General features: G+C 55.6%; 10 protein-coding genes. 6 read left to right on the forward strand and 4 right to left on the reverse strand.

Annotated features, from left to right (window positions below):
• Positions 1 to 706: 706 nt before the first annotated feature.
• The 4 genes from bioD to bioB are packed head-to-tail and all read right to left on the reverse strand — an operon-like array spanning position 707 to position 4,341.
• Positions 707 to 1,387 (reverse strand): dethiobiotin synthase, encoded by a 681-nt coding sequence (gene bioD / locus FGI04_RS10395; protein ID WP_342700521.1) that lies wholly within the window; start codon positions 1,385 to 1,387, stop codon positions 707 to 709.
• Positions 1,380 to 2,162 carry a malonyl-ACP O-methyltransferase BioC gene (gene bioC / locus FGI04_RS10400; RefSeq protein WP_407336689.1) on the reverse strand — a complete coding sequence of 261 codons (783 nt, stop codon included), beginning with the start codon at positions 2,160 to 2,162 and terminating at the stop codon, positions 1,380 to 1,382. Before bioC ends, bioD begins: the two co-directional genes overlap by 8 nt.
• On the reverse strand, positions 2,149 to 3,303 hold the full coding sequence (bioF, locus tag FGI04_RS10405; RefSeq protein ID WP_407336690.1) for an 8-amino-7-oxononanoate synthase: 1,155 nt from the start codon (positions 3,301 to 3,303) through the stop codon (positions 2,149 to 2,151). The genes bioC and bioF overlap by 14 nt, the downstream gene beginning before the upstream one ends.
• Positions 3,304 to 4,341, reverse strand: a complete 1,038-nt coding sequence (gene bioB / locus FGI04_RS10410) for a biotin synthase BioB (RefSeq protein WP_407273613.1) — start codon at positions 4,339 to 4,341, stop codon at positions 3,304 to 3,306.
• An 89-nt stretch (positions 4,342 to 4,430) separates the two neighbouring features.
• On the opposite strand from bioB, the gene bioA reads away from it, so the two are divergent.
• From bioA to FGI04_RS10440, 6 genes are all read left to right on the forward strand, one after another.
• Positions 4,431 to 5,723 (forward strand): adenosylmethionine--8-amino-7-oxononanoate transaminase, encoded by a 1,293-nt coding sequence (gene bioA, locus FGI04_RS10415; protein ID WP_407336691.1) that lies wholly within the window; start codon positions 4,431 to 4,433, stop codon positions 5,721 to 5,723.
• 319 nt (positions 5,724 to 6,042) lie between these two features.
• A complete protein-coding gene (locus FGI04_RS10420) occupies positions 6,043 to 8,007 on the forward strand; it encodes a glycoside hydrolase family 3 protein (RefSeq protein ID WP_407336692.1) in 1,965 nt (654 codons plus the stop codon).
• A gap of 296 nt (positions 8,008 to 8,303) precedes the next feature.
• The gene (locus tag FGI04_RS10425) at positions 8,304 to 8,714 is read left to right on the forward strand and encodes a CidA/LrgA family protein (RefSeq protein WP_342700516.1); all 411 of its coding nucleotides are present in this window, start codon (positions 8,304 to 8,306) and stop codon (positions 8,712 to 8,714) included.
• A complete protein-coding gene (locus FGI04_RS10430) occupies positions 8,714 to 9,412 on the forward strand; it encodes a CidB/LrgB family autolysis modulator (protein ID WP_210193424.1) in 699 nt (232 codons plus the stop codon). The genes FGI04_RS10425 and FGI04_RS10430 overlap by 1 nt, the downstream gene beginning before the upstream one ends.
• 178 nt (positions 9,413 to 9,590) lie before the next feature.
• Positions 9,591 to 10,478 carry a cytidine deaminase gene (gene cdd, locus FGI04_RS10435; protein WP_407336693.1) on the forward strand — a complete coding sequence of 296 codons (888 nt, stop codon included), beginning with the start codon at positions 9,591 to 9,593 and terminating at the stop codon, positions 10,476 to 10,478.
• Between the two features lie 253 nt (positions 10,479 to 10,731).
• Positions 10,732 to 12,429: an NAD-dependent malic enzyme gene (locus FGI04_RS10440; protein WP_342700514.1), complete on the forward strand. Its 1,698-nt coding sequence runs from the start codon at positions 10,732 to 10,734 to the stop codon at positions 12,427 to 12,429.
• Positions 12,430 to 12,567 lie beyond the last annotated feature (138 nt).

Here is a 12,567-nt window from a genome sequence, read left to right on the forward strand (position 1 = left end):
TGGAATCACGCATCAGACGCGGGTCGGCATGACCCGCATCATCGACAGGAAAGGGATACGTCTAGTATGAAAACCCCCAGCCAGATTTGCCAGCCCCATATTACTGGATATAAAAACAGCATCAAGTAATTCTTAACCATTGACCACATGCCAGCACGCGCCCTCGTTGACTAGCACAGAGTGATGTTGCTATCCAGCAAAAAATCGAGAATTTATCCCCAGAAACGCTGTTTCTCAAATTATCTGCTATGACCAGTGCCGGTAATTTATTCAGGGATGACGCACTGACATAAAAGTGACTTGATTTTAATTAATTTATTGATTTAAAAGAACTTCACAAAAAAGCGGAGTTTAGCACCAAACCCGGCGTAACCCGCGCCAGCTCTTGGCTGGCGCGTTTTTTCTAACCCTAATACACACAGTTATCCACAGAAATAGTGGATAACTCCCACAAGTGCCCGCGCCTCCTGTATTGGCGTCTTTCGTTACCTTGGTCCGTTAGAGACCGGCAAACGACTTTTAAACAAAATTTCCATGTTTGACGTGCCGCTTATTATAAAAAAAAGTGCTAAATGACACAGACTTAGCAAAAAGAAAAACTGCTGACCCAGTGGTTCGATCAGCAATTTTCAAGATGGTTTTTTCTATCAATTTCAATTAAGAACAGGGATAAAACCACCACCTACGCAACATTCACCCAACTTCGTTAACCTCTTAGTAAAGTGATGTTTAAGTAATCGCCCATATCCTGCTGAAACGGCTTGGATAAATACGGGATTTCACCTAACAGCGGTGCCGGAAGGTTATCTTGTAACGTCTGCAAATAAGCGCGGTGATAACGCCCTGGCGGCTGCACGACATTGGCAATCCACCCAGCCAACCTTAAACCGGCGTGCTGCACGGCCTGCGCGGTGAGCATGGCGTGATTGATGCACCCCAGTTTGACGCCGACGACCAAAATCACTGCTAACGCCTCTTCCTGTACCCAATCAGCAAAAGTTTGCTGCCCGGAAAGCGGCGTAAACCAGCCGCCCGCCCCTTCAACCAGAACCCAGTTTGCCTGACGCTCAAGCTGGCGCAGGCCGTCGCTGAGGGTAGAAAAGGCAATCGGTCGATTTTCCTCTGCACTGACGATATGAGGCGACGTCGGCTCCATAAAGGCCAGCGGATTAACCGCGTCGTATGGCAGTGCCAGTGTGCTGTTAGCCTGTAGCTGCAATGCATCGCTATTGCGGATGCCATGTGGCGTTAGCTCACACCCGGACGCCACTGGTTTATACCCCGCGGTACGGTATCCGGCACGACGGGCAGCCTGCAACAGCGCCACACTGGCAACGGTTTTCCCCACTTCGGTATCGGTTCCGGTTACAAACCAGCGCTCAGTCACGGTAAATCACTCCAAAAATGCGTTGATAGGTCAGCGGATAGCCTTGTGGGTGACGGCTATAATGCGCAGCCAGCGCCGTCAGTTGTCGACGACTCAGGCCGCGCGGCTCCCGCCCTTCCCGCAACCAGGTCGCCCCCACACCTTTGACAGAACGCATCAGCTCCAGTACATCGGGGAAATAGCATGTCGCGGGAGCAGGTGAGATATCAGCATGGTAACGACGACAGGCTGAAACAATGGCTTCCAGCGACAAGAATCGATTAATACGCCGGGAGCCATCCAGTTGCTGCCAGGCGTCATCCAGCTCGGCCAGCGTCCCCTGCGCCAGCGTACAAAAGGCAATCACCCCGCCTGGCCGGGTGACCCGATAAAGCTCGGCCAGACCGGCGGCAAAGTCATCACACCATTGCATCGCCATATTGCTAAAACTGATATCCACGCTGCTATCCGCCAGCGGTAAGTGCTCGATATCCCCCAGCAGGTAGTGTGTCGCTACCTGACGCTGGTGCGCCATCGCCAGCATATCCACGGACAGGTCCAGCGCCGTCACCCGTTTTCCGCATGCCTGCCAGCGCGCACTGAAATAGCCGGTACCACAACCGGCATCCAGCAGTTCGCCGCCGCGATGTTCACCGACCAGAGTCATCAGGTGTTCGCCGCTTTCACGCTGTAGTGCGGCAAAGCGGTCATACTGCGAAGCCGCCCGGCCGAAAGCACGGGCGATCGCCTGTTTATGAGGGGGCGATGCGTTCAACACCCCATCAACCTGCGTCATGCAACACCTCCAGCAGTCTGTCGATATCGTCAGGCTGATGACTGGCTGTCAGGGTAATGCGCAAGCGTGCCGTACCCGGTGGCACGGTGGGCGGCCGTATGGCGTTGACCCACAGCCCCGCGGATCGCAATTGCTGCGACAGTGCCAGCGACCAGGCGTTATCACCGACAATCAGCGGCTGAATGGCGCTTTCTGACGCCAACAGGCGAAACGGCAGGCCAGCAGCCCCCTCACGAAAACGCTGAACATTCTGCGCCAGCGCATCACGCCGGGCCTCGCCATCATCGCCGCGAATCACTGCCAGCGCCGCTGACAGCGCACAGGCTTGCGCCGGTGGCATGGCGGTGCTGTATATCAGATGGCGGGCAAACTGTAGCAAGTATTCCGCAATCGACTGGCTACACAACACCGCCGCACCGCTGACGCCAAAGGCCTTGCCGAAGGTGACGATCAACAATTCGGGTTTCACCCCTTGTTGCGCGCTACAGCCGCGACCGTGCTCCCCTAGCGTGCCGATACCGTGGGCATCATCCACCATCAGCCAGGCGCTATGCGCGCGACAGCACTGGTGCAATGCCGCCAACGGTGCCGTGTCGCCATCCATGCTGAATACCCCTTCGGTGACCACCAGCGTCTGACCACCCACCGGTTTTTCCAGCAATGATTGCAACGATTCCGGCTGGTTATGGTGAAAGCGGCGTAGCGTTGCGGGTGACAGGCTGGCGGCTTCCAGTAACGAGGCATGGCTGAGCCGATCCGCCAGAATACGGTCGCCCTCTGCCATCAGCGCGGTTATCACGGCCTGATTCGCAGCAAAACCGGAGATCATCAGCACTGCCCGGTCATATCCCAGCCAGTCCGCCAACTGTTGCTCCAGGTGTTGGTGTGCGGTGGTATAACCGGTTACGTGACCAGAGCCGCCACTGCCCACACCGAACTGCTGCGCCCCTTGCTGCCAGGCGCGCACAATCGCCGGGTGCTGGCTCAACCCCAGATAATCATTACAGGAAAAATTGAGATAACGTTGTTGCTCGCGCACCAGCCAACGACCGCTGCCACCGTCATTGACCAGACGCACCCGGTAAGCGTCTTGCGCCTGCCGCTGTGCCAGCGCCTGATCGATCCGTTGCTGCCAGCTCATTTATACCGCCGCGTTGTAATATTGCTCAGTATCGGTATGCAGCAATTGCTCGGTCAGATGCTGCTGTTGCTGGTTGTCGCCATATTCGATTTGGGTTTGCTGCGGGTTAAGCCCCAATTTGCGAAACAGCAACAGGTCCTTATCTTCTTTCGGGTTTGGCGTCGTCAGCAGCTTGCAACCATAAAAAATGGAATTGGCACCCGCCATAAAACACATCGCCTGTGTCTGTTCGCTCATCTGTTCACGACCGGCGGATAGCCGCACATAAGACGTCGGCATCATGATGCGTGCCACCGCGATGGTGCGGATAAAATCGAACGGGTCCACATCGTCGTTTTCCGCCAGCGGCGTGCCCTTCACTTTCACCAGCATGTTGATGGGGACACTCTCCGGCGGCGTCGGCAGATTGGCCAGTTGCACCAACAGGCCAGCACGGTCACGCACCGTTTCCCCCAGCCCGACAATCCCGCCGGAGCAGACTTTGATACCTGCACCACGGACTTTATCCAGCGTATCGAGCCGCTCCTGATAGGTACGGGTGGTAATGATGTTGCCGTAAAACTCCGGCGAGGTATCCAGGTTGTGGTTATAGAAATCCAGCCCGGCCGCCGCCAGTCGCTGGGCCTGATCGCCATGCAGCGTACCCAGCGTCATGCAGGTTTCCATACCCATCTCTTTCACGCCACGCACCATCGATTCCAGATACGGCATATCGCGCTCGTGAGGATTTTTCCACGCCGCGCCCATACAGAATCGGGTCGAGCCTGCGGCTTTTGCCTGACGGGCGGACTCCAGTACCTGCTCAACCTGCATGAGCCTTTCGGTTTCAATGCCGGTGCGGTAACGGGCGCTTTGCGGACAATATTTGCAATCTTCCGGACACGCGCCGGTTTTGATGGATAACAGTGTGCTGACCTGCACCTGACGGGGATCAAAGTGCTGGCGATGCACCTGCTGTGCCTCAAACATCAGTTCCAGAAACGGCTTATCAAACAGGGCTTGCGCCTGTTCCAGTGTCCAGTTTACGCGTTCGGTCATCGTCATTGCTCCGGGTAAAAAAGTCTCGCCAGTGTAATTTATGTGGGTATACTGTCAACCAAATTGAGATCAGATTAGTTGACAACAGTATGAATCAGGATGACCTGGACTTCGACCTGCGCCATATCTGGCACCCTTACACCTCTATGACGTCCCCACTGCCCTGTTATCCGGTCACCGCTGCCAGCGGCTACCGGTTGCAACTGGCTGATGGCCGCCAGTTGGTGGATGGCATGTCGTCCTGGTGGGCGGCGATTCATGGCTACAATCACCCACGCTTGAATCAGGCGCTGCAAGCACAACTGGCGCAGATGTCGCATGTCATGTTTGGCGGCATCACCCATCCGGCGGCGGTGGCACTGTGTCGCCAGTTAGTAGCGATCACCCCGGCGGCACTGGAGTGTGTGTTTTTGGCTGACTCTGGCTCGGTGGCGGTAGAAGTGGCGATGAAGATGGCGTTGCAATACTGGCAGGCACGCGGGGAACGTCGTCAGCGTTTCCTGACGCTGCGCCACGGCTATCATGGCGATACATTCGGTGCGATGTCGGTGTGCGACCCGGACAACTCGATGCACAGTCTTTATCAGGGATATCTGCCACCGCATCTGTTTGCCGATGCGCCGCGCGGCGGGTTTGACCAGCCGTGGCAACAGGAAGATATATCGGCGTTCAGCACCTTGCTGCAACAGCATCAGCGTGAAATCGCCGCCGTCATTCTGGAACCCATCGTGCAGGGTGCGGGCGGTATGCGCTTTTATCATCCCGAGTACCTGCGACAAGTCCGTCAGTTATGCGATCAACTCGGCATCTTGTTGATCGCCGATGAAATCGCCACCGGATTTGGCCGCACCGGGCGTCTGTTTGCCTGCGAACATGCCGACGTCACGCCAGATATACTGTGCCTTGGCAAGGCGCTAACCGGTGGTTACATGACACTGTCCGCCGCACTGACCATCCGTGCGGTCGCCGAGACCATCAGCAACGGCGAGGCTGGATGCTTCATGCACGGCCCGACCTTTATGGGAAACCCGCTGGCGTGCGCCGTGGCCCACGCTAGCCTGACACTGCTGGCAGAAAATCACTGGCAGGCGCAGGTGGTGGCCATCGAAGAGCAACTGCGTCAGGCGTTGCTGCCACTTAGGGACGCACCAGCGGTTGCCGATGTACGGGTGTTGGGTGCTATCGGCGTGGTGGAAACCCACCGGCCGGTCAATATGGCGAACCTGCAACGGTTCTTTGTCGAACGGGGAGTATGGATTCGCCCCTTTGGCAAACTGATTTATCTGATGCCACCATTTATCATTGAACCGCAGGCATTAGCACAATTAACTCACGCTATCGCGGATGCCGTGAGTGGTGCCCATACCTCGTTTTTCCACTAAACCTGACCTGATTCATTCACCACCTTTATTACGCACAATGACGCACCGCGCAATGACTGCTGCCCCCCCCCCCGGTGGGGGCGCACAGTTCACCACTATTTCTTTGAAGTCTATCCAGAATTTTACCCCGCTGACTTGAAGGCCACCTGAAGGCTGCACTAGTGTTGATGTGAACTATTGATGTGAACTATTAATGTGAATTGATACTTGAACGACCTCTCTGGCAGAACAACGGCACGCACTCTCCCACATGCGCTGTGGAGTGGTGTTGCTGTTGTCTGCAACCGCTGTACCACCTCAAATAACGAGAAATCTACACATGGAAAAAAGTGCGATACGACAAAAGGCGCTTCTCATCGCGCTACCCTTACTGTTTTCCCCTCTGGCAAGCGCAGTACAACAGGCCGTGCTCGATACCCGTGGCGCACCGTTGATCAAGGTCAACGGGCTGACATTTAAAGACCTGAACCACGACGGAAAACTCAACCCTTATGAAGACTGGCGCCTGCCTGCGGCAGAGCGGGCGGCGGACCTGGTCTCACGCATGACGCTGGCAGAAAAAGCCGGGGTGATGATGCACGGTTCCGCGCCAACGGCAGGCAGCGTCACCGGTGCTGGTACGCAATATGACCTCAACGCGGCAAAAACCATGATTGCCGATCGCTACGTCAACAACTTTATTACCCGGCTTTCTGGCGATAACCCGGCGCAGATGGCCGAAGAAAACAATAAATTACAGCAACTGGCGGAAGCCACCCGGCTGGGGATCCCTATCACTATCAGCACCGACCCGCGCAGTTCGTTCCAGTCGCTAGTCGGTGTCAGCGTATCGGTCGGTAAATTCAGCAAATGGCCGGAAACGCTTGGGCTGGCGGCGATTGGCGACGAAGAACTGGTCAGGCGTTTTGCCGATATTGTGCGCCAGGAATATCGCGCCGTCGGCATCACCGAAGCGTTATCACCGCAGGCAGACCTCGCCACCGAACCACGCTGGCCGCGTATTGATGGCACCTTTGGCGAAGACCCTGACCTGACGAAAAAAATGGTGCGCGGTTATGTCACCGGTATGCAGAACGGTAAAAATGGCCTTAATGCACAAAGCGTCATCTCGATAGTAAAACACTGGGTCGGGTATGGTGCAGCGAAAGACGGCTGGGACAGTCACAATGTTTACGGCAAATACGCGCAATTCCGGCAAAACAACCTGCAATGGCACATCGACCCGTTTACCGGAGCGTTTGAAGCCCATGCCGCGGGCATCATGCCGACTTACTCCATTTTGCGAAACGCGAGCTGGCACGGCAAACCCATCGAACAGGTCGGTGCCGGGTTCAACCGTTTTCTGCTCACTGACCTGCTGCGTGGCCAGTATGGTTTTGATGGCGTCATCCTTAGTGACTGGCTTATCACCAACGACTGCAAAGGCGATTGCCTCACCGGCGTGAAGCCGGGTGAAAAACCGGTGCCGCGCGGTATGCCGTGGGGTGTGGAGAAACTGACACCCGCCGAACGCTTCGTCAAAGCCGTGAATGCTGGGGTCGATCAGTTCGGCGGCGTAACCGACTCAGCGCTGCTGGTGCAAGCGGTGCAGGACGGCAAACTGAGTGAAGCTCGCCTTGATACCTCCGTCAACCGCATTCTGAAACAGAAATTCCAGACCGGATTATTCGAGCGTCCCTACGTTAATGCCGCGCAAGCTAACGACATCGTCGGCCGGGCAGACTGGCAACAACTGGCAGATGATACCCAGGCTCGCTCGCTGGTCCTGTTGCAAAACAATAATCTGTTACCGCTGCGTAAAGGCAGCCGGGTCTGGCTGCATGGCATTGCGGCAAACGCCGCGCAGGAGGCTGGCTTTATCGTCGTGAATACGCCAGAGCAGGCAGATGTGGCGCTGATCCGCACCCACACGCCATACGAACAGCCACACAAGAACTTTTTCTTTGGCAGCCGCCATCATGAAGGGTCGCTGGCATTTCGCAACGACAACCCGGACTATCAGGCTATCGTGCGTGCCAGCGCCAGGGTGCCAACTCTGGTCACCGTCTATATGGAGCGGCCCGCCATTCTGACCAATGTGGTGGATAAAACCCGCGCACTGGTCGCCAACTTTGGCGTTAGCGATAGTGTATTGCTCAACCGGCTGATGTCAGGCGCGGCTTATACGGCAAAATTGCCGTTTGAGCTGCCGTCTTCTATGTCGGCGGTGCGCAACCAGCAGCCCGATCTACCTTATGACAGCGCAAAACCGCTGTTCCCATTCGGTTATGGCCTGCCTCACTAAGCCAGCGTCACGGTTCAATATCATGTAATCCATGCCATTTAGCCAATGGCATGGAAGCAATGTGATGGAGCGAACGTAACAAACGTAATGGTGTAATGGCATAAAAATCGCCCCGGAGTTATGGGGCGACGTTCTCCCCTTGCCCTATCCAGTCTGCCCCTGTCCCCCACTCAATCAGCTGCAATTCATGAAAAGCCGCACAACTGAGGCGAAACGCCCCCTCATTTTTGTGATTCGTAGCACACTGACGACATTAGCGTTATCATCACCTTAACGGTTCTCCAGGATTTTCCCCTATGCGCAATACCATCACACTGTGCTGGCAGTATTTACGCGCCTTCGCATTGATTTATCTGTGTCTGTTTATTGGCAATGCGATATCCGCGTTACTCCCAATTACCATTCCCGGCAGCATTCTCGGCATGTTGGTGCTGTTTGCCTTGCTGGCATCGCAAATTCTGCCGTCGCGCTGGGTCAAACCGGGTTGCCAGTTGCTGATCCGCTACATGGCACTACTGTTCGTGCCTATCGGCGTGGGGGTGATGAACTATTATGGCGTTGTGCGCGACCAGTTCGGCCCAATCGTCGTCTCCTGTCTGGTCAGCACATTTGTGGTCATGACAGTTGTGGGTTACACCACCCAGATGATGCATCGTGACCGGGTACCGCCAGGCCGCAACACCGCAGACACGAAGGAAGAGAAATAATGCTGAATTATCTGTGGTGGTCGCTACCGCTAACACTGGTGGTTTTCTTTGGTGCCCGCAAAGTGGCGTTAACGTTGAAAATGCCGTTACTGAACCCGCTGCTGGTCTCAATGCTGGTGATCATCCCGCTGCTGCTGGTTTTGGATATCCCTTACAATCATTATTTTAGCGGTAGCGCCATCCTCAACAGTCTGCTGCAACCTGCGGTGGTGGCGCTGGCCTTCCCGTTGTATGAACAGCTACACCAAATCCGCGCGCGCTGGAAATCCATCATCAGCGTTTGTTTTATCGGCAGTGTTACTGCCATTATTTCTGGCACCGTGATTGCCTTGTGGCTCGGTGCCTCGCGGGAAATCGCCGCCTCCGTGCTGCCAAAATCGGTCACCACACCAATCGCTATGGCCGTTGCCAGCGCTATCGGCGGCATTCCCGCTATCAGCGCCCTGTGTGTGATCCTTGTTGGTATTGTCGGCGCGGTGATGGGCCACACGCTGCTTAATCGGCTGAATATTCGCGCCAAATCCGCCCGGGGACTGGCGATGGGAACGGCGTCACACGCACTGGGTACTGCCCGTTGCGCGGAAGTCGATTTTCAGGAAGGTGCCTTCAGCTCGCTGGCGCTCGTTATCTGCGGCATCATTACCTCGTTGATAGCGCCATTTCTATTTCCGGTGATCGTCCGCCTGATGGGGGCATAACGCCCCCTTCCACCTGTTTTTTCTGCTTGCAACCGGCCTGAAACCTGCGAGATATCTCGCATTTGTGATTTCTTTTTCATTCATTTCATTCTAAAAGTGATAATAATCACAAATATTAGCTGTATCACTGTCCACACTTGGGTCAGTACGCCTTGTAAACCGGGAAAGAGAAACCACCATGCAAGCACGCTTTCATGACGCCTTCACGCAACTGCCTGTGACGCTACAAACCGCGTTGGCCCCCATACTGGCGCGTGATGATTTCGCCGCCATGCTAACCGCCGACGACGTCCGCCAGATTTGCGCCCACTGTCAGCTCGACGCCGATGCGCTGGCTTTTGCCTTGCTACCGCTGGCCGCCGCCTGTGCACTGACGCCGGTTTCTGATTTTCACGTTGGTGCCATCGCACAAGGGATTAGCGGCGCATTCTACTGGGGCGCTAATATGGAATTTGACGGCCTGCCGTTACAGCAGACCGTCCATGCCGAACAAAGCGCGATTAGCCACGCCTGGTTGCGCGATGAGCCTGCGTTGCGCGCGGTAACCGTCAATTACACGCCCTGTGGTCACTGCCGCCAGTTCATGAATGAACTGAACAGTGCGCCTGACTTGCGTATTTGTCTGCCGGGACGAGAAGCGGCGGCGCTCAGCCATTACCTGCCGGATGCCTTTGGCCCGCGTGATTTAGCGATCAACACCCTGTTGATGGATACCATCGATAATGGATTAACACTGGCAACGGACGACACGCTGTGTCAGTTAGCGCTGGCCGCCGCCAACCGCAGCCACGCACCGTACAGTAAGGCGTTTAGCGGTATCGCGCTGGAGACGCGGCAAGGCCATCGCTACACCGGACGTTATGCGGAAAACGCTGCGTTCAACCCCAGCCTGCCTCCTTTGCAGGCGGCACTGAATCTGGTCAATCTGGCTGGCGAGGCATTCAGCGATATTCAGCGGGCGGTTCTGGTGGAATCAAGCCATGCCGCACTCAGTCAGTGGAGCCTGGCCCAACCGTTGCTGGCCTCGTTGGGGTGCACTGCGCTGCACCACGCGCTGGCCGATTAAGACATCACGCCGTCGTCTTATTCATTGTAGAAATAATGAGATGATGGCATCCCTACCCTTCTGTGGTCTTCGTTATCGCTAAAAGCCGCCACTATGTGACTTACCCCACATAATTTTTTATATGCAAGTCATCTGTAATTATTTTAATTAACAATCCCTGTACATATTTGCTGGGTACTTTAAGATCGCCGGTATCGATCACTTCCCGCTGGTTCTCCGAACCGATTTCAGCTACCAAAGAGTCGAAAAAGTCATGGAATTGGAATACGAAAGTAAACGTCCGCTCTACATCCCTTATGCTGGTCCCCTCCTGCTCGAGTTCCCCCTTCTGAACAAAGGCAGCGCCTTTACCGAAGAAGAACGTGATCATTTCAACCTGCACGGTCTGCTGCCTGAAGCGGTAGAAACCATTGAAGAGCAAGCAGAACGCGCCTGGCGACAATATCAGGAATTCAAGAACGACATGGAAAAACACGTGTACCTGCGTAATATCCAGGACACGAACGAAACCCTGTTCTACCGCCTGCTGGAAAACCACCTGAGCGAAATGATGCCGATCATTTACACGCCGACGGTTGGTGCCGCTTGTGAACACTTCTCCGACATTTATCGTCGTGCCCGTGGTCTGTTCATCTCCTATCCTAACCGTGAGCATATCGACGATATGCTGCAAAACGCCACCAAACAGAACGTAAAAGTCATCGTGGTGACGGATGGCGAGCGTATTCTGGGTCTGGGTGACCAGGGTATCGGCGGTATGGGGATTCCGATCGGTAAACTGTCATTGTATACCGCGTGCGGCGGCATCAGCCCGGCATATACCCTGCCGGTGGTACTGGATGTCGGTACCAACAACCCGCAGTTGCTCAACGACCCGCTGTACATGGGCTGGCGTCACCCGCGTATTACCGGTGACGAATACTATGAGTTCGTGAACGAATTCATTCAGGCCGTGAAACGCCGCTGGCCAAACGTCCTGCTGCAGTTCGAAGACTTCGCACAGAACAACGCCATGCCGTTGCTGAACCGCTACCGTGATGAAATCTGTAGCTTCAACGACGACATTCAAGGCACCGCCGCCGTAGCACTGGGCAGCCTGATCGCCGCCAGCCGTGCAGCAGGCAGCCAGTTGCGTGATCAGACCGTGGCTTTCCTGGGTGCCGGTTCCGCCGGTTGCGGTATCGCCGAGCAGATCATCGCACAGATGAAGTCCGAAGGCCTGAGCGACGAAGAAGCCCGCTCCCGCGTATTCATGGTAGACCGTTTTGGCCTGTTGACCGACAAACTGCCGAACCTGCTCGACTTCCAGAGCAAGCTGGTGCAGAAAAGCGACAAACTGGCTCAGTGGGATGTCACCCGTGACGCCATCTCTTTGATGGATGTCATGCGTAACGCCAAGCCGACCATTCTGATCGGTGTATCTGGTCAGCCGGGCCTGTTCACAGAAGAAATCATCCGTGAAATGCACCGCAATTGCGCTCGCCCGATCGTAATGCCGTTGTCTAACCCGACATCCCGTGTGGAAGCTCGTCCGGAAGATATCATCCGCTGGACCGACGGTGCCGCACTGGTCGCGACCGGTAGCCCGTTCTCCCCGGTACAGCACAAAGACAAAGTTTACCCGATCGCGCAGTGCAACAACTCCTACATTTTCCCGGGTATTGGTCTGGGTGTGTTGGCCAGTGGCGCGAAACGTATCACTGATGGCATGCTGATGGCATCCAGCCGTGCGCTGGCTGACTGTTCTCCGCTGGCGAATCAGGGTGAAGGCGCACTGCTGCCAGATGTCGGCACCATTCAGGAAGTATCCAAACACATCGCGCTGGAAGTGGCCAAAGCCGCCCAGTTGCAGGGTGTGGCGGAAGTGACATCTGAAGATGCGCTGGTCAAAGCGATTGCTCATAACTTCTGGCATCCGCAGTACCGCACCTACAAACGCACCTCGTTCTGATTGTGCGTGCCGATCGCCCGGATTGCAGGGCGATCACGGTTTCAGACGCGGCTTCGGCCGCGTTTTTTTATCCCTTTCCCTTCTGATACACGTCATTCTCCCCCCCGGCGATTTCTGCCATAATGGCACGCTATCGAT

It is taken from the genome of Dickeya ananatis (assembly GCF_019464615.1).
In the GTDB taxonomy this organism is placed as follows: domain Bacteria; phylum Pseudomonadota; class Gammaproteobacteria; order Enterobacterales; family Enterobacteriaceae; genus Dickeya; species Dickeya oryzae.